This window comes from Micromonospora sp. GCM10011542, assembly GCF_042650685.1.
In the GTDB taxonomy this organism is placed as follows: Bacteria; Actinomycetota; Actinomycetes; order Mycobacteriales; family Micromonosporaceae; genus Micromonospora.
The window spans coordinates 24,846-48,967 of the sequence record NZ_JBHSBO010000003.1 but is presented as its reverse complement, the minus strand read 5'-3'; the positions used below and the strand labels follow the sequence as shown (position 1 = coordinate 48,967).

Below are 24,122 nucleotides of genomic sequence, written 5' to 3'. Positions count from 1 at the left end.
CCGGTGCTTCCATTCGACGCCACCACAACGGCGGGCTGCCTGAGAAACCGGCAACTCGCCGTGGCGGGCCGGCCGGGACCGTCAGACCGCGGGCGCGGCGCCGCGGGACCGGGCGGTGACCGCGCGGGCGGTACGGCGGTGGGCGGCTGCCTCGTCCCCGCGACCGAGGGCCGCGGCCAGGTCGGCGAGGTGGCCGGCGACCGGGCCGACAGTGAGCAGTCCGCTGCCGGCGCCGGCCAGTTCGTCGGCGGCGGGGCGCAGTTCGTCGTACACCCGCGCGATCAGGGAGCGGTCGTCGAGGGCGAGCGCCGCCCGGGCGACGAGGCAGAGCCGCGCCTCCCGGAGCAGGTCGTGCGGCCCTTCCGGCAGGCTACGCAGCGCCACGGCGGCCTCGTCGCGGCGACCGGTGAAGAGCAGCAGCAGCGGGCGCACCCACGGCTCGTGCGGCCCCCAGTCCGACCCGGTCCAGTCGTCCAGGACCCGACCGGCCGGGCCGGCACCCACCCGGTCGCCCGGCCCGGGGATCGGCTCGTCGGCGGGGCCAGGGGTCGGTCCGTCGGCGGAGAGTCGCAGGCAGAGCAGGGCGAGCGGGAGCAGCCCCTGGGCCAGACCCGGCATGTCCTCGACGGGCAGCCGGGCCGCCGCGGCCCGGTACGCGACAGCCGCCGCGGCCGGTTCGCCGTCCATGGCCAGCCGCAGGGCGGCGTACCAGTGGGTGAACAGGCCGACCAGCGGCAGGTCGTAACGCTCCGCGAGGCGGTCGGCGGCGCGGGCATGGCGGTCGGCGACGGCCCGCTCGGCGAGTGCGCAGCTGGCCTGCAGACCGACGAGGTGACCGAGCACCTGGACGGTCACCAGGTGGTGCCGGGCGGCCAGCTCGACGAGTTCGGCGCCGATCCGGGCCCGTTGCCGGGCGAGGCCGGTGCGGTGGAAGGTGTGCATGAACCGGGCGTTGAGCGCGAAGGCGAGCAGCCCCGGGTCGCCCAGGGTCCGCGCGATGGCCTCGGCTTCCTCCGCCGCCCGGCGGCCACGGTCGGTGGTGGCGCCGCGCAACTCCAGCGCGAAGGTGCTCAGCAGCCGACTGCGCTGGGCCGAGGCCGACCCGTCGAGGGCGGGCAGCGCCCGCTCGGCGGCCCGGACAATTCGCTGCGACAGGGGCTCGTCGTCGTTGCGCGTCCACACCGCGGGCACGTCGAAGCCGGCCAGCACCTCCGCGACCAGCCCGGGGTCGCCCAGCGACTCGGCGGCGTCGATCGCCTCGGCCCGGCGGCGCCGCGCGTCGGCCAGATGCCCGATCACCGCCAGCGCCCGCCCCGACCCGAGGACCGCGACCAGCCGCTCGCGCGGGTCGGCGTCGTCGGCGCGGTCGTACCCGTCGAGCGCCTGCCCCCACAGTCGGGCCGCCTCATGCGGGTTGCCGCGCCGTTCGGCCTGCTCGGCGGCGGTACGCGCGTAACCGGCGGCACGGCCGGCGGCAGCCGGGTCTCCGGCGCGGAGCAGGTGATGGGCCAGCGCGGCGGCGTCGCGTGGCTGGCGCCGTTGCAGCTCCTCGGCGACGGCGGCGTGCCAGTGCGCGCGACGCGGCGCGGACTGGTCCGCGTAGAGCGTGTCGCGGACCAGGATGTGGGTGAATCGCAGCCGGCCGTCGGGCTCCTGGTCGGTGAGGAAGCCGGCCTGCCAGGCCCGGTCCAGGGCGTCGAGGACCCCGTCCGGGTCACCGGCCGCCAGGGCGGTGAGCAGCGCCGGGTCGATGTCCCGGCCGAGCACCGCGGCCTGCCGCAGCACGGTGCGGGTCGCCTCCGGTAGTTGCGCCAGCCGGTGCCGGATCACGTCGCGTACCCCCGCCGGCACCGCCTCCAGCGCGGCGGCGCCCTCCGCCGCGTAGAGCTGGGCGAGTTCGCGGACGAAGAAGGGGTTGCCGCCGCTGCGGCGGTGGATCATCCGGGTGGTGGGCTCGTCCAGCTCCGTCCCGGCGACCGCACGGGCCAGGTCCCCGGTCGCCGTCGCGGTGAGGCCGGACAGGTACTCGCGCAGCGGTTCCAGCCGGGCGGACCGCGCCAGGGCGGCGGTCAGCTCCGGGGTGATCGCGGTGGTCCGGTAGGTGCCGAGCACGAGCACCGGGCCGGTGACCGGGTCCGGTCCGGTGAGCAGCGCGGTCAGCAGGTCCAGGGTGTCCGCGTCGGCGCGGTGCAGGTCGTCGAGGACGAGCACCAGCGGGTGCCGCTCGGCGACCGCCGTGACCAGCGACGAGACGGCGCGCTGCCGGCGGAACCGGGCCACGGCCGGGTCCTCGACCGTCGCGGCTCCCCCGGCCGGCGATGCCGGGTCCAGGATGGTCGCCGTCTCCGCAGCGGGGTGCGCCGACGCGGTCCCGGCGATCGTCTCGATGATCTGCGCCCAGGGCCAGGCGGCCGGGGCGCCCTCGTACTCCGGGCTGCGACCCCACGCCGCCGACCAGCCCTGAGCGCTCAGCCGCCGGGTCAGCGCCTCGGCCAGGGCCGTCTTTCCCGCGCCAGCGTCCCCGCTGACCAGGGCGAGCGCGGGGCGGCCGCGCCGGGCGACCTGCTCGGCCGCGTCCTGCAGCCGGTCCAGTTCCGCGCCCCGACCGACGAACGGTCGCCGCCCGCCCGTGGCGCCGGACCCTCCGGCCCGGGCTGGCAAAGGACCGCCGGGGACCGGCGCGGCCAGGGTCGGATTGGCGGAGACCGGCGGGTTCGGGCTGGTCGGGGTGGCGGACGGTGTGCGCGGCGGTTCGGCGGCCGGGTCGAGGTGCGGCGCATGGGCCAGGATGTCCGCCTCCGCCTGCCGTAGACCCGGCCCCGGATCCACACCCAGCTCCGTCACCAGGGTGTCCCGGGCGCGGCGCAGGACCGCCAGCGCCTCGCCCTGCCGACCCGAGCGGTACAGCGCCAGGGCCAGCAGCCGCCAGGCGTCCTCGCGCAGCGGTTGGTCGTCGAGGTGCGCCGGCAGGTCGGCGGCGGCCTCGGCGGCCCGGCCCAGCGCCAGCAGCGCCTCCGCCCGCCGTTCCACCGCGAGCAGCCGCAGCTCGTCCAGCCGGTTGATCTCGGCGCGGGCCCAGATCTCCCCGGCGCTGTCGGCGTATGCCGGGCCGCGCCAGAGCCCGAGTGCGGCGTCCAGCCTGGCCAGGGCCGCCCGGGCTGATCCGGCCGCCAGCAGCGGACCCGACTCGCCGACGGCCGCCTCGAACCGCCCGGCGTCCACCGCGTCCGCGGTCACCCGCAGCACGTACCCGGGTGGCTCGGTGACCAGCAGGCGGGCCGGCTGCCGGGGCGGGCGGTCGGGCTCCAGCGCCCGGCGCAGGTCAGCGACGAAGGTGCGGACCGCACCGACCGCACCCCGCGGGGGCACCTCCCACAGGTCCTCCACCAGCCGGTCGAGCGGGACCACCCGGTCCCGGGAGATCAGCAGTCGGGCCAGCACGGTGCGCTGTCGGGGCCCGCCCAGCGCCACCGGACCGCGCCGGGTGGCGGCGATCACCGGACCCAGCACCCCGAAGGTCACCTCGGGTGCGGTCGGCGGCCTGGTCATGGCCCCAATCTAGGCGCGCTCCGCGTCCCTCTCCCGCGCCGCCCGCACTGATCGGACGCTGATCCCGCACTGATCACCGCCGGGCAGGCTCGATGACGTACGCGGCGAGGGGCACCGCCCCGAGCCGGACACCCACCAGGAAGGTTTCCCCGTGGACCCCAGGATCACCGGTTTCGACCACCGACGCGTCACCGTCGCCGACGGCGTGCGGCTCAACGCGGCCGTCGGCGGCTCGGGCAGCCCGATCGTGCTGCTGCACGGCTTTCCACAGACCCATCTGATGTGGCGGCACGTCGCCGCGGACCTGGCGGCCGACCACACGGTCATCGTCCCGGACCTGCGCGGCTACGGTGACAGCGACAAGCCCGCCGACCCCGACGGCACCGCATACGCCAAGCGCACCATGGCCGCCGACGTGGTGGCGCTGGCCCGTGCGTTGGGGCACGAGCGTTTCGCCCTCGCCGGGCACGATCGGGGCGCCCTGGTGGCGTTCCGCGCCGGCCTGGACCACCCGGACGCGGTCAGCCACCTCGCCCTGCTCGACGTGCTGCCCACCCTCGACATGTGGAACGTGCTGCACGGCACGAGCGCCGCGGTCGGCTTCCACCTCTATCTGATGGCCCAGCCGGCCGGTCTGCCGGAGCAGTTGATCGGGGCCAGCCCCGACGCCTTCTTCGGCCACTTCCTGGACGTCTGGACCCGTGATCCGGAGGCCATCCCGGCCGACGTACGGGCCGCCTACCTGCGGGCGTCGCGTGGCGCGGTGACGTCGATCGTCGCCGACTACCGGGCGACGGCCGGCATCGACGTCACGCACGACACCGCCGACCGGGCGGCCGGCAACCGGCTGCGGATGCCGGTGAGCGTGCTCCAACAGGACTGGGGCGCCGCCCTCGGGTACGACGCCGCGGCGCTGTGGCGGGCGTGGGCGCCGGACCTGACGCACGCGACGGTCACCTGCGGCCACTTCATGGCCGAGGAGGCGCCCGCCGAGGTGGTCAAGGCGTTGCGTGCCCTGCTGACCCGGTAGCCGACCCGGATCGTCCGGGTTCGTCGAAGGGGGCGAGCCCGGCCGCCACGAGACCGGCCCGCTGTGCCATGCGCAGTTGGAATGCCCGGTCGGAGCTGGGCATTCTGCGCGACCAGGTCAACCACCTCCAGTTCGCGGTCCGGACGCTCACCCGCACGCTGGAGCGGTGGCGTACCGCCATTCGCGCCCCCGACGCCACGCTGCGCAAGGTTCGCGCGGTGGTGGCGGAGTCCGAACGGCTACCGGAGGACCGGTGACGCGCCCGACGGGCCGGGCGGCTCGGAGACGAGCCGATTCGGCTTCGCCGGGCGACGTCAGGTTCCGACCGTGGCCGGGCTATCGGAGCGAGCGGAAGGCGTCGCGAAGCTCCTGGGTCAGCAGTTGCGGTTGTTCCCAGGCCGCGAAGTGCCCGCCCCGGTCGAGCTGGTTGTAGTGGATGAGATTCGGATACGCCTGCTCCGCCCAGCTTCGCGGGGTCTGGTACAGCTCGTCGGGGAACACGCTCACCGCGGCCGGGACCTTGACGCCCTTGGCGGCGAAGAAGGAGAGCTTGTTCTCCCAGTAGATGCGAGCCGCGGAGACTCCCGTGTTGGTCAGCCAGAAGAGCGTGATGTTGTCGAGGATGTCGTCGCGCGTGATGCCGCCCGGATTCCCGGCGAAGGCCTGGCAGACCAGCTCCAGGCTGGCCGCGTCATGGTCCATCATGTAGCTGGCCAGGGCGATGGGCGAATCCGCGAAACCGGTGAGCGTCTCCGTACGCGTGCCCATCATGAGGGCGTACGCGGAATGCTTCCAGAAGAAGTCGAGCTGCTCGCACGCCCTCCGCTCCTCCGCGGAGAGACCGGACGGCAGCTTGTCCAGCGCGTTGACCACTCCGGTGACGTCGGACTGGAGCAGCGTGTCGATCTCGGGCGGGACGGTACCCGGCATGTTCGTCAGGATGCCGCGCAGTTCCGGCGGCGCCTGCAGGCCGATGACGTCCGTGATGAGTGCGCCCCAGTCGCCGCCCTGCGCCACGAACCCGTCGTAGCCCAGGCGCCTCATCAGCTCGGTCCAGGCGCGTGCGATGCGCTCGGGACCCCAGCCCGGCTCGCTCGGCTTGCCGGAGAAGCCGTACCCGGGCATCGACGGGATCACCAGGTGGAAGGCGTCCGACGCGTCCGCGCCGTGCGCCGTCGGGTCGGTGAGCGGGCCGACGATCTTCAGTTGTTCGATGACCGAGCCCGGCCAACCGTGGGTGACGATGAGCGGCAGCGCGTTCTCGTGTTTCGACCGGACGTGGATGAAGTGGATGTCGAGCCCGTCGATCTCGGTGATGAAATTCGGTAGGGCGTTCAACCGCGCCTCGACCTTGCGCCAGTCGTACCCGTCCACCCAGTAGCGCGCGGCCGCCTGGCTCGTCTCCAGCGGCACGCCCTGCGACTGGTCGGCGACGGTTTCCTTCTCCGGCCAGCGGGTTTCCGCGATACGAGCGCGCAGCGCCTCGAGTTCCGACTCGGGAACCTCGATGCTGAACGGCCGGATGCTCGTGTCCACTCGCGTTGCGGTCTTGACAGCCACGTGGGTCTCCTTCTCCGTTTTGGCTGATTCAGAGGTAGAGCGGGGCTCTGCGCCCTCCTGCCGGACGAACGGGATTCCACGGCTCTCTCGCCTCTGGGCCCATCCCCGTGTACGGGCCTCGGAAACGACCAGCCGGACGCCCACCATCGCTCACCGGGGCTGCGCGTCCCGGAGCCGCCCGACGAGTTCCCGTACCGCCGCGGTGTATTCGGGGTCGGACTCGACCGTCCGGTGCCCCCGCAGCGGTGGCGGGCGGTCCTCCCCCGGCGCCGGCACCACGTCCGCCGGGTCCCGCAGCCGCTGGTCCACCCCCGCGGCGGGGTCCGCCGGGTCCGGGGGCGCGTCGCCGGGCCGGTGCGCGGCGAAGATCCAACCGCCGATCGGGTCGGTGTCGCGCCACAGGTTCAGCCAGCGCCACCCGACCCGCTCCCCCACCTGGCGTAGCACGTCCGTGCCGAGGTAGGCCGGGAACAGCCGGGCGTACAGCCGGTCGAGCGGGGACGCGTAGGTCAGCAGCGCGACCCGGCGCCGCACCCGCGGCGGCAGCCGCAGCACCGCGACGGCCAGCAGCACCGAGCCGTGGCTGTGCCCGGAGAGCAGCACACCGGCGTGCCGCTCGGTCAGTTGGGTGATCCGGGCCGCCAACTCCGGTACCGCCCGGTCGGCGTAACTGGGCGGCGCGAACGGATGGGCGGCCCGCGGCCAGAACGTGCCCAGGTCCCACAGCACCCCGACGTAGCGGCGGAACCACGTCGTCCGGTACGCGAACAACCCGCTCAGCAGCAGGCTGAACAGGATGCCGGCGATGAGGTAGCTGCCGGCCGCGAGCACGACGCCGACGTACCGGGCGGGCATCCCGAACAGTCGCGGCGCCAGTTGGTCGGGGTCGAGTCGGGTCAGGCCCAGCACGCCCGCGATCAAGCCGATCACCGCCAGTGCCGCGAACGCGACGGAGAGCGGCCCGAGCCATTCGGTGAACCGCGCCCGCGCGATGGCCTTCGCCACCCGCTGAACCTGGTGGGCGGCCTCGGGCGGCGCGGTCGGAAAGTCCCGGGCGGCGATCGCCGTGGCGGCCCGCCGCCGGCGGGGGCGGGAGAACAGGACGATCGCCCCGCACACCACCGTCCCCGCCGCGATGTGGACGAAGATGGCCAGGATCGTCCAGCGGTACGCCAGCGGCAACCCGCTGGTGTCGTTGCGCTGGTGCAGCAGCTCGGCGCTCCGGTAGGCCAGTTCGGCGGAGAACGCGCCGGCCAGGCCGACCGCGATGGCCGCGATGACGACCGCACCCAACCCGCGCGGCAGCGCCGAGCGGCGCTCCCGCCGCCCGTTCTGCCACAGCACCATCCCGCCCAGCACCACCAGCAGCGTCATCTGGCTGAGGTGCGTCCAGGCGACGATCTCGGCGTAGCGGGGCAGCCCGGCCGACTGCGGCCAGCCGCGCCGGTCCAGGACCAGGGCGGCGAGGGTGGCCGCCGACACCCCGTACGCCACCGCGCGTACCGCCTGGGTGGACCGGTCGGCCGCCGGCGCGGTCGCCGCCCGGTCCAGCAGCCCCGGGGCGCCGAGCAGGCCGACGCAGCAGAGCAGTACCGCCACGGTGAGCGCGAGCAGCACGGTCGTGGTGAGGGTCCGGCCGCCGGCACCACGCGCTGCGAGCAGCACGAGGTCGAGCGTGCCGAGCGCGGCGGCGATGTGGATCGCCCGCAGCCGTACCACCAGTGGCTCGACGGCCCAGGGTGTGGCGCCGGTCGGGCGACGCCGACGGCTGCCGAGCAGCCGGAGGAAGACGACGGCGGCGACCGGCACCAGTGCCAGCACCGCCAGCCGCTGACCGACCGACCATCCGTCGAGCCCGTCCGCCCAGCCGCCCCAGGCCGAGCAGCGTCCCGCGCCCAGACACCGCCAGGCGAGCAGGTCGAGGGCGACGCCGGCGACCGACAGCACGTACAGCAGGGTGAGGTTGAGCGCGAGGAGCCGGCACAGCACGGTCACGCCCGGGCCGGTCCGCCGGCCGGCGGGGCGCATCCACACCGCGAGGTTGGCGAGCATGAACGGCAGCAGGATGACCAGGGACAGCGTCCGGGCAATGGTGCCCGACGGCAGGTCGTTCCACCGGTACGCTTCCAGCACCGTCCCGTCCGAGCCGATGGTCTCCGGGGCCGGGCGATGGAATCCGGCGCGCCGGTCCCCGGCGACCTGCCGGACGTCCGGGCGTTCGAGCACCTGCTTCGGTCCGGCCCCGGATACGCCGTGCACTCGCAGTTGCACCACGTTGTCCGGGCCGGGGTGGTCGGGGCCCGGTGGTGACACCTGCGACATCACCCCTGCCACCCCCGCGGCGCGGCCAGCAGTTCGTGGCGGGTGGCGGCACGCTGGCCACCACCCGGCTGGCCCGGGAGGACTACCCGCCCGTCCCGAGCTCAACCGCCCCGCGCGTGTGCCGGTCGACGAACGCGTCCGCCACGATGATCAGCGCCAGCAGTCCCACGGTGACCGAGCTGGCGCCGAGCAACGGCAGCCCGGCGCTCGCGAAGCCGCCCGCGACGAGCACCGGCACCCCGATCAGCCGGGGCCAGGGCAGGCGGTGGTGGACCACGGCGGTGAGCAGCACGCGGCCGACCAGGAACAGCACCGGTCCGGCGGCGGACACGAACAACCGGGCCGGGTCGTGCGATCTCGGCTCGGCGATGGCCAGTTCCATGGCGATCGAGGTGGCCAGGACCCCGGCGATCATGATCAGGTGCAGGTAGCCGGCGAGCAGCGCGAGCTTGCTGCCGGGCGGGCCGGCCTCGTCGATCGCCCGGCCCAACCGGGCGCCGGCGGGCACGAGGTAGAGCCGGCCGAGGGCCACCGCGGTGAGGAACGCCAGGACGAATGCCACGGTCCGGTCCCGGTCGAGACCGCCCTGGCTGTAAGCGACGCCGGACATCAGGATCAGCTCGCCCAGCGCGATGATGAAGATCTGCTCGTACCGCTCAGAAAGGTGCTCGCCGCTCACCCGCAGGTCCGGCCACGAGCTGCGGCCGAGCCCCGGCGTCGGCCAGCCCAGCCGGGCCAGCGCGTACTCCAGCACCAGCGCGGTCGCCCAGAGCGCCTCCCGGGCCGGGGCGACGGCCGCCCCGACCAGCCAGAGCACGCCGGAGACCGCGAACCAGATCGCCACCCGCGCGGTGCGCACCTGCAGCGGGTGCCCGCGCAGGGCCGGGATCAGCAGTGCCGCCCGGCCGAGGTGGATGGCCACGTAGGCGCCGGCGAAGAGCAGGGCGTGCTCGGTGAACGCGGTGGGCACCGCCGCGGCCATCAGCAGGTCGCCGAACATCACCCAGAGCAGCAGGACCACGATCAGCGGAGCACGCGGGTCGAACCAGTCCGCCGACCAGGCGGTCACGAACCACACCCACCAGATCGCCGCGAACAGCAGCAGTGTCCGGAACGCCTCGACGCCGCTCAGGTCGGCCAGCAGGATCTGGGACAGCCGGGTCAACGCGAAGATGAACGCCAGGTCGAAGAAGAGTTCCAGGAAGGACGCCCGGATCGGCCGCTCGCGCTGCCGCAGTAGCTGCCAGGTCAGCCCGTCCGACATCGGCGTCACGCCGGCCGGGACGTCACGAAATCCACCACGACCCGGGTGAAGGTCTCGCTCTCCTCCAGGTGGCCGAAATGACCGCTCTCCGGGAGGACGACCAGTTTGGAGCCCGGAATCAGGTCGTGCAGCTCCTGGCCCCACCGCGGCCCACAGATGAAGTCCTGCTGACCGACGACGACCAGGGTCGGGACGCGCAGCGACCCGAGCGCCGACCGGTCGTCGATGGCGACCGGTGCCGCGTCCGCGTCGAGCCCGGAGATGTACGCCCCGCCGACGCTGGCCAGGGCCGGGGCGAACTCCGCCTGCCGGGCCCAGTAGTCGGCGAAGTACGCCGGGAACAGCCGCCGGGCGACGCTGGTGAACGCCTCGTCGTCGGTGATGCCGGGCACCGACTGCCAGGCGGCGAGGACGTCGGCGAGCTGCGGGTTGTCGGCGTTGCGCCGGGCGAACTCGTCGAAGTTGCGCATCGCCTCCGCGAAGTGCTCCTCGCCGACGGCCGGCGCGCTCTCGTAGAGGATGATGCCGGCCAGCCGCTGCGGATGGTGGAGCGCGTAGTGCTGGGTGACGAAGCCGCCGTGCGAGTGCCCCAGCAGGTGCACCCGGGGCAGGTCGAGGTGGTCGAGCAGCCCGTCGAGGAACTGGCTGTAGCGGTCACGCGTGTAGCCGTGCGGGTGGCTCGGCAGCCGGCCGGAGCCGGCGGTGCCGATCGGCCGGACGTAGACCATGGTGAGCTGCCCCTCGGCGGCGGGGATCCGCAGGTAGTCCCAGGAGAAGCCGGGGCCGCCGGGGTGGACCACGCAGACCGGCCCGGAGCCGGCCACGTGGTAGCTCTGCCGCACCCCGTCGATGACCACGGTGTGGTCGCCCGGGGCCAGCGGGTCGGGCTGGGTCATGACACCTCCTCGATGCGCCGGGAGTCGCCGCGCCCCGGCGGCGCCCGGCGGTCGGGTTCAGCGGGACGGCTCCTGGCGCCCGGCGACGATGGCGACGGCCTCGACCAGGCTGTCCGCGCCGGCCAGGCCCCGGTCGCGCAGCTCGCTCGGGTCGACCCCGCGCGCGCGGACCGCGTCGGCGAAGTGCTCGATGTCCTTGCGCATGAGCGACTGCAGGTGCGGCGCCAGATCCGGGGTGATCTCGGTGTTCAGCGCGCCCAGCATGAAGCTGGCCCCGCTGCTCACCGAGAGCGCCGTGATGAGCGCCAGGATGTCCACGTCCAGCTTCTCGGCGATGCGCAGCATGTCGGCGGCGTTCTTGAGGTTGCTCATCGTCATCGAGTTGTTCAGCAGCTTGGTGAGCTGGCCGGTGCCGACCGGACCCATGTGCACCACCAGACGGGAGAACGTGTCGAAGATCGACTGACAGCGGTCGTGGGCCGCCCGGTCGCCGCCCACGAACGTGGTCAGCGTCCGGGCGCGGGCGCCGGGCCCACCGCCGCTGACCGGAGCGTCCAGGTACGCCACGCCGTGCGCGGCGAAGCGCTCCCCGAACGCCACGTTCTGCGTGGGGTCGCCGGTGCCGTGGTTGACCACCACGCTGCCGGGCCGCAGCCCGTCCAGGAGCTGACGATGGTCCAGCAGGTCGAGGATGTCGTCGTCGTCGCGCAGGCACAGCAGCAGGACGTCGACCGCTTCGGCCAGTTCCGCGACGCTCGCCACGACGGTGTACGGCGTCCCCTCGATGGCCTGCAACGATTCCGGACGACGGGCCCAGACGTGCAGGTCGTGCGCGCTGTCACCGACCGCGCGGGCCATCGGCGCGCCCTGGTCGCCGAGCCCGATGAAACCGACCCGGGTCATCGGGCACCCGCCCGGGCGGCGAGCAGGTCCGACGCGACGGTCCAGAGCCGCTCGGCGTTGCCCGGGTCGACCGCGTACGCCGCGACACCGGCGTAGTCGGCCGGCCGTTCGGTGACCACCGGCGCCTCGGTGCAGTCCTCGAAGTACCGGCCGCCCACGCCGTCGAGCAGCGGGGACGCGGCGAGCAGCACCGAGGTGGCGGCGCCCTGCTGCGGGGTCTTGTGCATCTCCTTCGGGGACTTCAGACCGCCGGTGTGCTTCTGCAGGCCGGTGGCAATCGCGCCCGGGTTCAGCGCGTTGGAGTAGACGCCCTCAGCGGACCAGCGGCGCGTCACCTCGACGGCGAGCAGCGCCTCGGCGCTCTTGGACTGCCCGTACGCCAGCAGCGGGTCGTACGGCCGGAACGCGAAGTGCAGGTCGTCGAAGACCACCGGGGAGAAGAGGTTGCCGCTGGAGCTGACCGACACCACCCGGGCACGCCCGGCCGCGACCAGGGCGTCGTGCAGCCCGACGGTCAGCGCGAAGTGCCCCATGAAGTTGGTGGCGAACTGCATCTCCCAGCCCTCGGCGGTGCGCTCCAGCTCGGGCAGCGCCATGATCCCGGCGTTGTTGATGAGCATGTGCAGCGGCTGGTCCCAGCCGGCGACGAACCGGCGTACCGAATCCTGGTCGGCCAGGTCCAGCTCGCGGGCGGTGACCCGGTCCGCGCCGATGCTGGCCGCGATGTCCGCGGCCGCCTGCTCGCCGGCGCTGACCCGGCGCACCGCGAGTACCACCTCGGCGCCGGCGCGGGCCAGGCTGCGGGCGGTCTCGACGCCGATGCCGCCGGCGCCACCGGTGACGATGGCCCGCTGTCCGGTCAGGTCGACCCCGGCGATGACCTCGTCGGCGGTCGAGGCGAAACCGAACGGGGTCTTGATCCGGTCTGTCATGACAGGCCCCATCTCTCTCGATCACGCTTACGACAGACACTGTCACCCGGTCAGCCGCCGGTAGCCGGGTTCCCGGTTTTCCTGGTAGTGCCAGGACCAGGCTGGGCCGGGCCGGGGCCTCCTACGATGGGCGGGTGAGCAAGGCCGGTCCGCTCGGCGAGTACCTGCGTGCCCGGCGCGAGCTGATTGCTCCGGGCGACGTCGGGTTGCCCGCACACGGGCGACGCCGGGTGCCCGGGCTGCGGCGGGAGGAGCTGGCCCTGCTGGCCGGCATCAGCGCCGACTACTACCTGCGGCTGGAGCAGGGCCGCGACCGGCACCCGTCGGCTCAGGTGCTCGACGCGCTGGCCCGGGCGCTGCGGCTGGACGCCGAGGCCGCGGCGCACCTGCACCGGCTGGCCCGGCCGGCGCCGGCGCGGTGGCCGGCGCGACGCCCGGAGCGGGTGCCGGTGGGCATCCGGCAGCTGGTCGGCTCGTGGACCGACACACCCGCGTTCGTGCACGGCCGCTACCTGGACGTGCTGTTCGCCAACCCGGTGGCGACCGAGCTGGCGCCGATCTACGCGGTCGGGGTGAACCTGCTCCGCGCGGTCTTCCTGGTTCCGGGCGTGCCGGCGCTCTATCCGGCCTCGGAGGCGGTCGCCGCGAACGCGGTGGCCGGCCTGCGCTCGCTGGTCGGCGCCGAGGTGGACGAGCCGCGCCTCACCGAGCTGGTCGAGGAACTGTCCACCGGCAGCGAGCGGTTCCGGCGGCTGTGGGCCCGGCACGACGTCACCGCCCGCGCCGGCGGCGGGATCAGGATGTTCCGTCATCCGCGGGTAGGTGAGCTGGAACTGCGGTACGAGAAGCTGACCATCGCCGGCACCAACCAGTCGCTTGTCGTCTACCACGCCGAGCCGGGCAGCACCTCCGCACGCTCGCTGCGGGCGCTGGCCCGGTTGGCCGGTCGCGCCCGGCCGATTTCCCCGGCCACTCCCGGCGGACAGCTCTAGAGTCGGGCGTATCTGGACAGTTCGGCCCGTGCCGCAGACCCGGAGGAGCCGCCATGTCGAAGGATCCCGGTGACGCGTCGGCGCCCAGCGTCAAGCGCACCGAGCTGCAACGCCATCCGGCCTCGGTGCCGGGAAAGCTGATCGTGCAGACGCTCTTCGAGATCCCGGTCGGGCTGGCGTCGGGGCGGCACAGCCACCCCGGCGAGGAGGTCGGCTACCTCATCCACGGCACGGTGGCGATGGAGTTCGACGACCGGCCGACCCTCACCATCCACGCCGGCGAACCGTTCCTGATCCCCCCGCACACGATCCACAACGCCCGCAACATCACCGACGACACCACCACGAGGATGCTCTCGACGTACCTGGTCGACGAGAACGAGCCGCTGGTCACCCAGTACCACTGACCGGGCGACGAGGCCCGGTCAACCGGGCTGGTCCGCCCCGATGGCGGCCCGTTCGGCGACGACCACCGAGATGCCGTCGAGCACCCGTTGCAGGCCGAACTCGAAGGCGTGCTCCGGCCCGTACGCGGCGCCGTGCGCCTGACCGGCCGCGGTGCCCACCCGGGCGGCCGTCGGGAAGCTGCCGGCGGACATGAACTTCTCCAGCCAGGGCGCGTGCAACTGCCACCACTGAGCGTCGGTCATGCCGGTCTCCCGCTCCAGGTTCACCACGTCGAGCGCGGCGCGGGCCGCGCTCTTGACGTGCCCGAGGAGCAGCGTGAGCACCGCGTCCATCTCCACGTCGGTGAGCCCGATGCCGGCCACCGCGGTCAGCTCGTAGTCGTACTTGGCCAGCAGGTTGGGGCCGAGCACCGGCCGGGTCGTCTCGGCCCGCAGCATCCAGGGGTGGCGCCGGTAGAGCGCCAGGTTCTCCCGGGCGATCTGCTCCAGCCGCCCCCGCCAGCCGCCCGCGACGTCCGGCGGGCGGCTCATCTCGCCGTACAACGTGTCGATCATGACATCGAGCAGCTCGGCCTTGCCCGACACGTAGGTGTAGACCGACATGGTGCCCACGCCCAGCGCCTCGCCGACCCGGCGCATGGTCAGGGCGTCGATGCCCTCCGCGTCGGCGACGTCGATGGCAGCACGGACGATCCGGTCGACGGTGAGCCCGGGCCCCGCGCTGCGGCTGGTCGGCTCCCGGGTGCGCCAGAGGAGGGCCAGGCTGCGGGCGGGATCGACCTTGCCCCTGCGCTCACGTGACATAGTGCCGCCATCCTATCCCCGCCCCGTACGCCGTACGAGGTGACGGCGGGGCCCCGACCGTGGTGGGTCGGGGCCCCGCCACCGGGTGTCCGGTGGATCAGGGATTCAGCACCACCTTCTCGCAGTCGTCCTGCTTGTTCTTGAAGATGTCGAAGCCGCGCGGCGCCTCCTCCAGCGGCAGGGTGTGGGTGATCACCCGGGTGGGGTCCAGCTCGCCGCGCTCGATGTGCCGCAGCAGCGGCGCCATGTAGCGGTGGACATGACACTGCCCGGTACGCAGGGTCAGCGACCGGTTCATGAAGGCGCCGGCGGGGAACTTGTCCAGCAGGCCGCCGTACGCCCCGATCACCGAGACGATGCCGCCGCTACGGCAGGACAGGATCGCCTGCCGCAGCGCGTGCGGCCGCTCGGTCTCCGAACGGACCGCCTGCTTGACCCGGTCGTACGCGTGCACGTGCGCGCTGCCGTGGCTGGCCTCCAGGCCCACCGCGTCTGCACACGGAAAGCCCGAAGCGGTCGATCAGAGCGCCTCGCGGTCGTCGGTAAGCGCCGGACCGGCCGCGGCCGGCAGGAGGTGGCGGACCTGCGGTCGGCCGTCGGTCAACTCCCGGGCCCGTTCCTCGGCCTGCCGGTCCTCGCCGGTCAACCGGCCACCGTGCTGGCGCAGGTGCTCGTCCCAGGACGGCACGAGGTAGACCTCGACGAAGCGGTCGGACTCCTCGCCGGGTCGGAACAGCCCCCAGCGCATCGCGCCGGTGCGCTGCCGGGCGGCGCGCACCAGGTCCATGGCCGTCAGAAACTGCTGCGTCCGCTCCGGTGCGACGGTGTACTCCACCGTCACCAGCACCGGGCCCACCCGGGGGTCCGGCTCGTGCGCGAGGTGCAACTGCGGCCAGTAACTCGCCGGTTCCTTGTTCACGCCGCGCAGGTCCGGCAACGGCCAGATCTGGCTGGTCACCGTGCCGACCAGCATCAGCGCGGCCGCCGTGAGGTAGGCGGCCTCCAGGCCGGCCAGGTCGGCCAGCAGACCCCACACGACCGCGCCCACCGCCTGCCCGCCGGCGAAGAAGACCTGGTAGACGGCCAGGCCACGGGCCCGCACCCAGCCGGGCAGGAAGAGCTGCATCTCCGCGTTGACGTTGGCGAGCACGGTCACCCAGGCCAGCCCCGCCGGCAGCAGGGCCAGCAGCACCAGGGGCATCGACCGGACCGTCGCCACCACGATCAGCGCCGCGCTGAACAGCACCCCGGCGACCAGCAGGAACTGGTTGGCCGACAGCCGGTCCCGGATCCAGGCCAGCAGCAGCCCACCCACGACGGCGCCCACCCCGAGCGCGGCCAGCAGCACGCCGTACCCGCCCGAGCCCAGCCCGAGCCGCCGGCTCGCCACCAGCGGCAGCAGCGCCCAGATCGCGCTGGCCGGGACCACGAACACCAGCGCGCGGCGCAGCAGCCGCCGCACGATCGGCGAGTGCCGTACGTACCGGCCGCCGGCGCGCAGCGCGGCGGTGAACCGTTCGGGCACCTCGACCGCGCGGGCGGTGCCGGGCCGCCAGCGCACCAGCGCGTACGCGAAGATTCCGAACGCCACCGCGTTGAGGGCGAAGACCGGGGCCACGCCGGTCCGGGAGATCAGCACCCCGGCCACCGCCGGGCCGATCGCCCGCGCCACGTTCACGCTGATCGACCCGAGCGCGGACGCGGACCGCAGTTGCGCCGGCGGCACCAGCTCCGGGATGACGGCCGCCCAGGCCGGCAGGGTGAGCGCCTGGCCGACGCCGAACGCGAAGGTGAGGGTGAGCAGCAGTGCCGGTGGCATCCGTCCGGTCGCGGTGAGCAGGGTCAGCGCCACCGCCACCGCCACCAGGAACAGCTGTACCGAGATCAGCAGGTGCCGGCGGTCGAAGGTGTCGGCCAGCGCGCCCGCCGGTAGCGCGAGCAGCAGCACCGGCAGCAGGCTGGCGGTCTGCACCAGGGCGACCAGCGTCGAGGCGTTGGGGTGGTCGATCAGCAGCCACTGCGCGCCGACCGTCTGCATCCAGGTGCCGATGTTCGCGGCCAGCAGCGCCAGCCACAGGTTGCGGTAGACCGCGGTCCGCAGGGGCGCCCACGCCGAGGACCGTGGCTCGGCGACGGTCTTCGCACTCATGTCTCTCCAGCCACCGCGGCGAACGAACGGGCGCGCGAGGCGCACGACGACGGCTTCTTCCCGTTTTCGACTGGTTCATGCTCGGCGCTCAACACGGACGGGCCGGGCCGTGAGGTAGGGCTGGACCCACCTTCGACGTGGCCCTGGACGGCTGGGTCGGCCCGGCCGCCCCGATTAGCGTCAGCGGCATGACACGGGCGGCGCCGACCCGACCCGCGGCACCGGCCTGACCGGGCCGCCGAACGGCCCGACCTGGCGGTCGTCGTGCTCAGCCAGTACGTGCAGACCGGGTACGCCGCCGCGCTGCTGGACAGCGGCGACGGCCGGCGGGTGGGCTACCTGCTCAAGGACCGGGTCGCCGAGGTCACCGAGTTCGTCGACACGCTGCGCCGGGTCGTCGCCGGCGGCACGGCCATCGACCCCGACGTGGTGCGGCAGCTGCTGCACCGCCTGCTGCACCGCCCGCGCGATCCGCTGGCCGCGCTTTCGCCCCGCGAGCGGGAGGTGCTGGCGCTGGTGGCCGAGGGCCGCTCCAACGCGGCGATCGCCGCCCGGCTGCACGTCACCGAGGCGGCGATCGGCAAGCACGTCGGCAACATCCTGCTGAAGCTCGACCTGCCCTCAGCGACGACACCAACCGTCGGTGCTCGCGGTACTCACCTTCCCGCGCGCCGCCCCGCCGGGCCCCGGTCCCTACCGAACGTGACCGTGACCGCCCCAGCCGGGGACCGCCCCAGCCGGGACCGCCCCAACCACGACCGCCCCAACCACGACCGCCCCGACCACGACCGCCAGCCGGGACCGCCCCGGCGGCGACCGCCCTGGTCCGCAGCCACCGCGCCGCGCCCGGGCCCACCCACACCGCTGCCTTTGCTCTGCTTACCTCCACGCACCACCAACGCTGCCAAAGTGGTGCGGTGAGGTAAGCAGAGCAAAGGCGGCGTGGGTGGGTAGGTGGGTTGGTCTCGTCGCGCCGGTCACGGTCGCGGTGGTCACGGTCGCGCTGATCACGGTCGCGCCGGTCACCCATCGGGCCCGCCGGGGCGGGCGTAGATTCGACCAGCGGTACCGCCGTCACCGAGGCGCGGACCGGAAGACGGAGGACGGGCATGGCGGAGACGTTGCGGGTCGGGCTACTGGGCTACGGGCTGGCCGGTCGGGTGTTCCACGCCCCGCTGATCGCCGCGACGCCCGGGCTGCGGCTGGACGCCATCCTGACCCGCGACCCGCAGCGCCAGGAGCAGGCACGCCAGGACCACCCGGGTGCCCGCCTGGTCGACGACGCCGACCAGCTGTGGCAGGCGTCGGACGCGTTGGACCTGATCGTGGTGGCCACGCCGAACAGCCAGCACGTGCCGATGGCCCGGGCGGCGGTGGCCGCCGGCCTGGCGGTGGTGGTGGACAAGCCGCTGGCCCCCACGAGCGCGGAGAGTCGGGCGCTGGTCGAGGAGGCCGACCGGCGGGGCGTGCCGCTCACGGTGTTCCAGAATCGCCGCTGGGACGGCGACTTCCTGACCGCCCGCCGCCTCGTCGAGCAGGGCGAGCTGGGGCGGGTGCTCCGCTTCGAGTCCCGCTTCGAGCGCTTCCGTCCGACCATCAAGCCCGGCTGGCGGGAGCTCGCCAGTCCCGAGGAGGCCGGCGGCGCCCTCTTCGACCTCGGCGCCCACCTCATCGACCAGGCGGTGCAGCTGTTCGGCCCGGTGCGCAGCGTCTACGCCGAGGTCGACCGTCGGCGCCCGGGCGCGCAGGTCGACGACGACGCGTTCGTGGCGTTGACCCACACCGGCGGCGTCCGCTCGCACCTGTGGATGAGCGCGATCACCGCCCAGCTCGGGCCGCGCCTGCGGGTGCTCGGCGACCGCGCCGGCTACACGACGTACGGGCTGGACGTGCAGGAGGCGGCGCTGCACGCCGGCGGGCGACCCGACGCGCCGGGCTGGGGCGAGGTCTCCCCCGAGCAGTACGGCCAGCTCGGCGTCGACGGCGAGCTGCGGCCGGTGCCCACCGAGCCGGGCGCGTACCAGAGCTTCTACCAGCAGGTGGCGGCGGCGCTGCGCGACGGAACGCCGATGCCGGTCGACCCGCGCGACGCGGTCGCCACCGTCGAGCTGATCGAGCTGGCGCACCGCTCGGCGGTCGAGGGTGCGGTGCTCCCGGTCCCCACGGGCCCGGCCGCCTGACCGCTGGCCCCGCGGGTCACTCGGCGACGACGAGGGCCTGCGGGGCCGCCTGCTTCATCCGGGTACGCAGCCACTTCAACTGCATCGCCGTCTCCCCCTCGCAGTCGCGCACCACGGCGATCAGCTCCTCGTCGCGAGCGCCGTAGGCGGCCTGACCGACGACGGTCCAGGCGATGTCGCACTCCGCGGCCATCAGGTAGAGGTCCTGCAGGTCGCGGAGCAGGCCGAGGCCGCCGGTGCGGGTGCCGGAGAAGAGCTGGGAGTGCAGCCGGTCCGGTTCGCTCGGGGCGTCCTCGGAGTAGCGGGCGGCGAACGGCTGCAGCCGCGCGGCGTGCTGGTCGCAGCGTTGCGCCTGCCGCTCGCACAGGTGGTGCAGGTCGGGTTCCTCGGCATGCGCGTCGGCGACCTGGCGGAACGCGTCGGCCAGGTTGATCTGGGCGCGGTGCAGCAGGCCGAGGTAGTGGGCGAGGTGCACGGGTCACTCCGTTCCGCTGGTCGCCTCGGCGGCCGGTCCGCCGACGGTCGCCGGTAGCCCGGCACCGGGCAGCGGTGCGCTGCCGCCCACCATGGGAGCCGGCGCGGGTACGCCTCCGCCGTCCGCGATCTTGGCGACCGCGACCGCGGCCACCTTGAACAGGGGTTGCTTGGAGACCGGGTCCCAGGCGGTGATGGTCAGCTCGTTGGCCGCGCGGGGGGTGCGCTCGGCCGGGTCCTGGTCGAAGTAGCCGTAGTGGAACGGCAGGAAGACGACTCCGGGCCGGATGCCGCAGAGTCGGGCCCGGGCCTGGATGCCGCCGCGGGCCGAGGCGATGCCGACCAGGTCGCCCTCGGAGATGCCGAGCCGCTGCGCGTCGGCGGGGTTGAGTTCCACCCACACGTCGGGAGCGGCGGCGTCGAGTTGCGGGGCCCGGGCGGTCTTGGTGCGGGTGTGGAACTGGTAGACGGTGCGTCCGGTGGTCAGCAGCATCGGGTACTCGTCGTCGGGCACCTCGGGCGAGGGCTGGTAGTCCACGGCCTGCAGGAAGGCCCGCCCGCCCGGCTCCCGGGCCCGGTACTCCGACTCGCTGAACTCGGCGCCGGTGGCCAGGTCGTGCCCGTAGGTCTCACAGTCGTCCGGGTCGGTGTGGAACACGCTGTCGGTGTAGAGACGTTCGGTGCCGTCCGGGTGTTCGTCGTTGCACGGCCACTGCATGCCGGAGCCACCGCGCAGCCGGTCGTAGGTGATACCGGTGTAGTCGCACGGCCGGCCGCGGCTGCACTCCTTCCACGCCTCGAACACCTCCTCCGGCGTGGTCCAGCGGATCAGCGGCGCGCCGTCGCGGTCGCGGAAGTCCATCCGCCGGGCATAGTCGAGAAAGATGTCCAGGTCGGCACGGGCCTCGCCGGGCGGGTCGACGGCCTTGTCGGAGATGTGCACGGTGCGGTCGACGCTGGTGAAGGTGCCGGTCTTCTCGCCCCAGGTGGCACCGGGCAGCACCACGTCGGCCAGCTCGGTGGTCTCGGTCCGGAACAGGTCCTGCGCCACCACGAAGAGGTCCGGCTGGGCCAGGATGCGCCGGATCCGCGAGAGGTTCGGCAGGGACACCGCCGGGTTCGTGGCGCTGATCCAGAGCAGCTTGATGGAGCCCTGCTCGGCGTACCGGAAGATCTGCATGGCGTGCGTCGGCGGCGCCCAGTGCGGGATGGTGTCGACCTCGACGTTCCACAGCTCGGCCAGCTCCGCGATGTGCCGCTCGTTGTCCCAGTTCCGCAGCCCGGGCAGGTCGCCATCGGCGCCGGTCTCCCGGGTGTTCTGCGCGGTGGGCTGGCCGTTCATCTGGTAGATCCCGGCGCCCGGCCGCCCGATCATCCCCCGCACGAGGTGCAGGTTGTTCACCCCGCAGGACGCGGCGGTGGCCTGGTTGGACTGGTAGAAACCCTGCAGCACCGTCGACAGCAGCCGCTGCGCGGTGCCGAGCAGTTCGGCGGCCCGTTCCACGTCCGCCGCCGGCACGTCGCAGATCTCCGCCACCCGGCGCGGCGGGTACCCGTCGACCACCCGGCACAGCTCCTCGAAACCGAGGGTGTGCGCGTCGACGTACCCCTGGTCGTACCAGCCCCGGTGGATGATCTCGCGGAGCAGGCCGTTCAGCAGGGCGAGGTTGGTGCCGTTGCGCACGGCGAGGTGCAGGTCCGCCTCCCGGGCCACCGGGGTGGCGCGCGGGTCGACCGCCAGCATCGCCGGCGGGTTCGGCCCCCGCCGCCGGTCCAGCATCCGCATCCACAGCACCGTCTGGGTCTCGGCGACGTTGTGCCCCCACAGCGCGATCGCGTCGCAGTGATCCACGTCGGTGTACGACCCGGGCTGCCCGTCGGCGCCGAAGCTCGCCTTCAGCGCCGCCGCGGCGGTAGCGGTGCACAGTCTGGTGTTGCCGTCCATGTGCGGGGTGCCGAGGCCGGCCTTGCCGATCACACCGAGGGTGTAGTACTCCTCCAGGAAGAGCTGGCCGCTGGTGTAGAAGCCGAAGTGCCCCCAGCCGCCCGGCCCGTCGAGCAGTTCCTTCGAGCGGGTCACGATCCGGTCCATCGCCGTGTCCCAGTCGGTCTCCACCAGTCGGCCGCCCTCGCGGACCAGCGGTCGGGTCAGCCGGTCGGGGCTGTTGTTGGCCTGCCAGCCGTAGAGGTCCTTGGGGTCGAGTCGACCCCGGTTGATCCGGTCGACCGCCCGGCCACGCACCCCGACGATCCGGCCGTCGGCCACCGCGATGTCCAGCGCGTCGCCGTTGGAGTGCAGCACCGAGGCGGACTGCACCCACCGGTCCACGTCAGCCTCGCTCCGGCCGCCGTCGAGGAAGCGGTCCACCCGCGTCGGCCATCGTTCTCCGGGGCCGTAGGGGGTGCGGGGACCCCACGGGTCGGCGATCCGGTCGACCATGGCACGCTCCTTCCGCCGCGGCCCCCCGGCCCGCGGTTCCGTCCGGTCTCGCGGGTCACAGCGGTGCCCGCTCCGATCGTCACCCGTGCCCACCGTCTGGCCTCGTCAAACCGACGAGCCGCGACACCTGCGACGGGTCACGGTCGGGTCCGGGTCGCGTCCGCTACCGGGCGTCCCGCTCGGTCGGCTCGGTGTCCGGCGTCAGGGCTTCCTCGTCGGTCAGGGCGTCCTCGGGCCGGTCGGCGGGCAGGTCCAGCCGGCGCTCGGCCTCGCGCACCTGCTCGTCGATCCGGGGATTCTCCTTGTCGGGCCCAGCGGACATGATCGACCTCCATCGGACGGGAACCTGCCGGTCGGGTTACCCCGCCTTGCGGCTGGGACACCGGTCCCCGGGAGGTCGACCGCCGACACGGCAGGCCGAGAATGAGCGACGGTTCGCGGGCGGCAGATGCCGACCGTCCGGTCGGACGCCGGGTGCACCGGACGGCCGAGCGGTTGCCTGGCGGTCGACAGCCAGGTGATCGGGCCGGCCCGTGGTCACACCGGGCCGTTGTCGGCGGTGCGCCGCCGAGCCGGCCCGGGGGCGGATCAGCGGGTCAGTTCCCGCCAGGACGGGTGGCTGCCGCGCCATGCGTTGGCGAGAATCGCCGCCGAGGCCCGGCTGGGGCACTGCTGCACCTTGTAACGGCCCGAGTCCCCGCCAATCTGGGCTCGGACCTCCCATCCCTGTCCGTCGGTACGGATGTACACGTCCCGGCGCCCGCGCGCGGTCGTGTCACCGTTCCACCAGTGCTCCTCGACCTTCATTCGCCGACCGTATAGCAATTCCCCGGCGAGGGGTACGGCGCAGGTGGGCGGTCACGGCGACGAATGCCACATTCGGGGTGTACGGGGCGCCCGTCGAGCCGTGGAACGGGCCGGAATCCACACTCGCGGACCCTCGCCGGCGCTGATCGACGACTCAGAACCCGAACGCTCGCTCAGCCCTGCGCGGTCAGCAGGTAGTCGTCGGCCTCGGGGCTCCACCGCAGGTCGACCAGCCCACCGGTGGCGGCGGCCTTACAGAACTGAAGGAAGCTGCGGTATCCGAGCTTCTGCTCGCTGAAGTCGGGGCGGGCGCGACGCAGTTGGTTCTTGAGGCCGGACAGCGCCACCGGCTGGCCTCCGCGGCTCAGGTCCAGCACCACCGTGTGGAGCAGGCCGAACGCCACCTCCCGGTCGCCGTGCTCGGGGAGCGAGACCTCGGGGTCGCCCTTGGCCGGGCCCTCGGCGAGCTCGACCACGTTGTGGCCGGCGAGGTGGCGCAGCAGCTCACCGAAGGTGCGGAAGCCGTAGTCGGACTCGCTGAAGGTCGGGTCCTTGCGCAGCAGGGTGCGCTTGAGCCGGGAGGCGGTCACCTCACCGCTGGAGCTGCCCTGCAGGCCGGCCACGGTCTGGGCCACCAGCACGGCGAGGGTGTCCTCGTCGCGGACCGGCTCCTCGGCCGCCGGCTCCTCCCCCACCGGCTGCGGCTCCGGCTCCTGCACGGGCTCCGGCTCCGGTGGCCGCTGCTCCACGCCGGCGGGCCGCGCCGGCCGGCCGCGCCGGGCGCGGGTGGGCGGGATGTCCACGCCCTCCAGCCGGTCGTAGAAGAGGAACTCGTCACAGGCCGGCGGCAGCAGCGCCGAGGTGGACTTCTCCACGCCCACGCCGATGACCCGCTTGTTGAGCTCACGCAGCTTGTGCACCAGCGGGGTGAAGTCACTGTCGCCGGTGCAGATCACGAAGGTGGAGATGTAGTCGCGCTCGAAGGCCAACTCCACCGCGTCCACCGCCATCTTGATGTCGGCCGCGTTCTTGCGGGAGGCACCCATCCGTTGCGGAATCTCGATCAGCTCGACGTGCGAGCGGGTGAGCATCCGGCGGTCCTCGTCGAAGTAGGACCAGTCGGCGTACGCGCGGCGCACCACGACCCGGCCCCGTTCGGCCAGCGCGTCGGCGATGGGCTTGAAGTCGAAGGCCAGGCCGCCCCGGTGGTCGCGGGCACCCAGCGCCAGGTTCTCGTAGTCGAGGAAGAGGGCGATTCGATCTTCTTGCTCCACGCCGGTCAGCCTACGCCCGGGCCGGGTCGGCGGAGGGCAGGTCGCGGACCGAGCGTGGCGGACCGAGGAGTCCATTCCTTCCATCGTTCCGTCGATTGCTTTCACCGACCCATTCATCTCTTGCAGTCTGACGTCAGAC

General features: G+C 73.5%; 20 protein-coding genes and 1 pseudogene. 6 read left to right on the top strand and 15 right to left on the bottom strand.

The features are described from left to right. Window positions 1–81: 81 nt before the first annotated feature. Window positions 82–3,549, bottom strand: coding sequence for a BTAD domain-containing putative transcriptional regulator (locus ACFOW4_RS00775; RefSeq protein ID WP_377523518.1), 3,468 nt, complete (start codon window positions 3,547–3,549; stop codon window positions 82–84). A gap of 151 nt (window positions 3,550–3,700) precedes the next feature. On the opposite strand from ACFOW4_RS00775, the gene ACFOW4_RS00770 reads away from it, so the two are divergent. Together ACFOW4_RS00770 and ACFOW4_RS00765 are read left to right on the top strand one after the other, a co-directional pair. After that, window positions 3,701–4,579, top strand: coding sequence for an alpha/beta fold hydrolase (locus tag ACFOW4_RS00770; protein ID WP_377523517.1), 879 nt, complete (start codon window positions 3,701–3,703; stop codon window positions 4,577–4,579). A gap of 68 nt (window positions 4,580–4,647) precedes the next feature. Beyond that, a complete protein-coding gene (locus ACFOW4_RS00765) occupies window positions 4,648–4,836 on the top strand; it encodes a hypothetical protein (RefSeq protein ID WP_377523515.1) in 189 nt (62 codons plus the stop codon). 79 nt (window positions 4,837–4,915) lie between these two features. On the opposite strand, the gene ACFOW4_RS00760 is transcribed toward ACFOW4_RS00765, so the two are convergent. The 6 genes from ACFOW4_RS00760 to ACFOW4_RS00735 form a co-directional block, all read right to left on the bottom strand. Further along, on the bottom strand, window positions 4,916–6,139 hold the full coding sequence (locus ACFOW4_RS00760) for an epoxide hydrolase family protein (protein ID WP_377523514.1): 1,224 nt from the start codon (window positions 6,137–6,139) through the stop codon (window positions 4,916–4,918). Between the two features lie 150 nt (window positions 6,140–6,289). Then, the gene (locus ACFOW4_RS00755; protein ID WP_377523512.1) at window positions 6,290–8,461 is read right to left on the bottom strand and encodes a hypothetical protein; all 2,172 of its coding nucleotides are present in this window, start codon (window positions 8,459–8,461) and stop codon (window positions 6,290–6,292) included. 82 nt (window positions 8,462–8,543) lie between these two features. Further along, entirely contained in the window at window positions 8,544–9,725 is a 1,182-nt protein-coding gene (locus tag ACFOW4_RS00750; RefSeq protein ID WP_377523511.1) for a low temperature requirement protein A, read from the bottom strand. A gap of 5 nt (window positions 9,726–9,730) precedes the next feature. Next, entirely contained in the window at window positions 9,731–10,621 is an 891-nt protein-coding gene (locus tag ACFOW4_RS00745; protein ID WP_377523508.1) for an alpha/beta fold hydrolase, read from the bottom strand. Between the two features lie 57 nt (window positions 10,622–10,678). Continuing rightward, window positions 10,679–11,524, bottom strand: coding sequence for an NAD(P)-dependent oxidoreductase (locus ACFOW4_RS00740; protein ID WP_377523506.1), 846 nt, complete (start codon window positions 11,522–11,524; stop codon window positions 10,679–10,681). Next, a complete protein-coding gene (locus tag ACFOW4_RS00735; RefSeq protein WP_377523504.1) occupies window positions 11,521–12,456 on the bottom strand; it encodes an SDR family NAD(P)-dependent oxidoreductase in 936 nt (311 codons plus the stop codon). Before ACFOW4_RS00735 ends, ACFOW4_RS00740 begins: the two co-directional genes overlap by 4 nt. Window positions 12,457–12,590: 134 nt before the next feature. On the opposite strand from ACFOW4_RS00735, the gene ACFOW4_RS00730 reads away from it, so the two are divergent. Both ACFOW4_RS00730 and ACFOW4_RS00725 read left to right on the top strand, forming a co-directional pair. Next, window positions 12,591–13,448, top strand: coding sequence for a helix-turn-helix domain-containing protein (locus ACFOW4_RS00730; protein WP_377523502.1), 858 nt, complete (start codon window positions 12,591–12,593; stop codon window positions 13,446–13,448). Window positions 13,449–13,501: 53 nt separating this feature from the next. Then, window positions 13,502–13,855 carry a cupin domain-containing protein gene (locus ACFOW4_RS00725; protein ID WP_377523500.1) on the top strand — a complete coding sequence of 118 codons (354 nt, stop codon included), beginning with the start codon at window positions 13,502–13,504 and terminating at the stop codon, window positions 13,853–13,855. A gap of 18 nt (window positions 13,856–13,873) precedes the next feature. Here the strand turns inward: ACFOW4_RS00725 and ACFOW4_RS00720 are convergent, their stop codons facing one another. The 3 genes from ACFOW4_RS00720 to ACFOW4_RS00710 form a co-directional block, all read right to left on the bottom strand. Then, window positions 13,874–14,659, bottom strand: coding sequence for a TetR/AcrR family transcriptional regulator (locus ACFOW4_RS00720; RefSeq protein WP_377523499.1), 786 nt, complete (start codon window positions 14,657–14,659; stop codon window positions 13,874–13,876). A 97-nt stretch (window positions 14,660–14,756) separates the two neighbouring features. Further along, window positions 14,757–15,146 carry a hypothetical protein gene (locus ACFOW4_RS00715; RefSeq protein WP_377523497.1) on the bottom strand — a complete coding sequence of 130 codons (390 nt, stop codon included), beginning with the start codon at window positions 15,144–15,146 and terminating at the stop codon, window positions 14,757–14,759. Window positions 15,147–15,179: 33 nt separating this feature from the next. Further along, a complete protein-coding gene (locus tag ACFOW4_RS00710) occupies window positions 15,180–16,808 on the bottom strand; it encodes an MFS transporter (RefSeq protein WP_377523496.1) in 1,629 nt (542 codons plus the stop codon). A 204-nt stretch (window positions 16,809–17,012) separates the two neighbouring features. Between ACFOW4_RS00710 and ACFOW4_RS00705 the strand changes: the two are divergent. Both ACFOW4_RS00705 and ACFOW4_RS00700 read left to right on the top strand, forming a co-directional pair. Beyond that, a pseudogene (locus tag ACFOW4_RS00705) lies at window positions 17,013–17,514 on the top strand (LuxR C-terminal-related transcriptional regulator); the annotation flags it as partial. Between the two features lie 403 nt (window positions 17,515–17,917). Further along, window positions 17,918–18,988, top strand: a complete 1,071-nt coding sequence (locus ACFOW4_RS00700; RefSeq protein WP_377523493.1) for a Gfo/Idh/MocA family oxidoreductase — start codon at window positions 17,918–17,920, stop codon at window positions 18,986–18,988. Window positions 18,989–19,004: 16 nt separating this feature from the next. Here the strand turns inward: ACFOW4_RS00700 and ACFOW4_RS00695 are convergent, their stop codons facing one another. The 5 genes from ACFOW4_RS00695 to ACFOW4_RS00675 form a co-directional block, all read right to left on the bottom strand. Further along, window positions 19,005–19,463, bottom strand: a complete 459-nt coding sequence (locus tag ACFOW4_RS00695) for a hypothetical protein (protein WP_377523492.1) — start codon at window positions 19,461–19,463, stop codon at window positions 19,005–19,007. A gap of 3 nt (window positions 19,464–19,466) precedes the next feature. Further along, window positions 19,467–21,902 carry a molybdopterin oxidoreductase family protein gene (locus ACFOW4_RS00690; RefSeq protein WP_377523490.1) on the bottom strand — a complete coding sequence of 812 codons (2,436 nt, stop codon included), beginning with the start codon at window positions 21,900–21,902 and terminating at the stop codon, window positions 19,467–19,469. 163 nt (window positions 21,903–22,065) lie between these two features. Continuing rightward, window positions 22,066–22,224, bottom strand: coding sequence for a hypothetical protein (locus ACFOW4_RS00685; RefSeq protein ID WP_377523489.1), 159 nt, complete (start codon window positions 22,222–22,224; stop codon window positions 22,066–22,068). Window positions 22,225–22,490: 266 nt separating this feature from the next. Then, entirely contained in the window at window positions 22,491–22,709 is a 219-nt protein-coding gene (locus tag ACFOW4_RS00680) for a hypothetical protein (RefSeq protein WP_377523486.1), read from the bottom strand. Window positions 22,710–22,882: 173 nt separating this feature from the next. After that, entirely contained in the window at window positions 22,883–23,983 is a 1,101-nt protein-coding gene (locus tag ACFOW4_RS00675) for an NYN domain-containing protein (protein WP_377523485.1), read from the bottom strand. Between the last annotated feature and the right edge of the window lie 139 nt (window positions 23,984–24,122).

Excerpts from the sequence above, each read along its gene's own strand:
- ACFOW4_RS00775 (WP_377523518.1), bottom strand. The coding sequence starts at position 3,549 with ATGACCAGGCCGCCGACCGCACCCGAGGTGACCTTCGGGGTGCTGGGT.
- ACFOW4_RS00765 (WP_377523515.1), top strand. The coding sequence starts at position 4,648 with ATGCGCAGTTGGAATGCCCGGTCGGAGCTGGGCATTCTGCGCGACCAG.
- ACFOW4_RS00755 (WP_377523512.1), bottom strand. The coding sequence starts at position 8,461 with ATGTCGCAGGTGTCACCACCGGGCCCCGACCACCCCGGCCCGGACAAC.
- ACFOW4_RS00750 (WP_377523511.1), bottom strand. The coding sequence starts at position 9,725 with ATGTCGGACGGGCTGACCTGGCAGCTACTGCGGCAGCGCGAGCGGCCG.
- ACFOW4_RS00745 (WP_377523508.1), bottom strand. The coding sequence starts at position 10,621 with ATGACCCAGCCCGACCCGCTGGCCCCGGGCGACCACACCGTGGTCATC.
- ACFOW4_RS00740 (WP_377523506.1), bottom strand. The coding sequence starts at position 11,524 with ATGACCCGGGTCGGTTTCATCGGGCTCGGCGACCAGGGCGCGCCGATG.
- ACFOW4_RS00735 (WP_377523504.1), bottom strand. The coding sequence starts at position 12,456 with ATGACAGACCGGATCAAGACCCCGTTCGGTTTCGCCTCGACCGCCGAC.
- ACFOW4_RS00725 (WP_377523500.1), top strand. The coding sequence starts at position 13,502 with ATGTCGAAGGATCCCGGTGACGCGTCGGCGCCCAGCGTCAAGCGCACC.
- ACFOW4_RS00720 (WP_377523499.1), bottom strand. The coding sequence starts at position 14,659 with ATGTCACGTGAGCGCAGGGGCAAGGTCGATCCCGCCCGCAGCCTGGCC.
- ACFOW4_RS00710 (WP_377523496.1), bottom strand. The coding sequence starts at position 16,808 with ATGAGTGCGAAGACCGTCGCCGAGCCACGGTCCTCGGCGTGGGCGCCC.
- ACFOW4_RS00700 (WP_377523493.1), top strand. The coding sequence starts at position 17,918 with ATGGCGGAGACGTTGCGGGTCGGGCTACTGGGCTACGGGCTGGCCGGT.
- ACFOW4_RS00690 (WP_377523490.1), bottom strand. The coding sequence starts at position 21,902 with ATGGTCGACCGGATCGCCGACCCGTGGGGTCCCCGCACCCCCTACGGC.
- ACFOW4_RS00685 (WP_377523489.1), bottom strand. The coding sequence starts at position 22,224 with ATGTCCGCTGGGCCCGACAAGGAGAATCCCCGGATCGACGAGCAGGTG.
- ACFOW4_RS00680 (WP_377523486.1), bottom strand. The coding sequence starts at position 22,709 with ATGAAGGTCGAGGAGCACTGGTGGAACGGTGACACGACCGCGCGCGGG.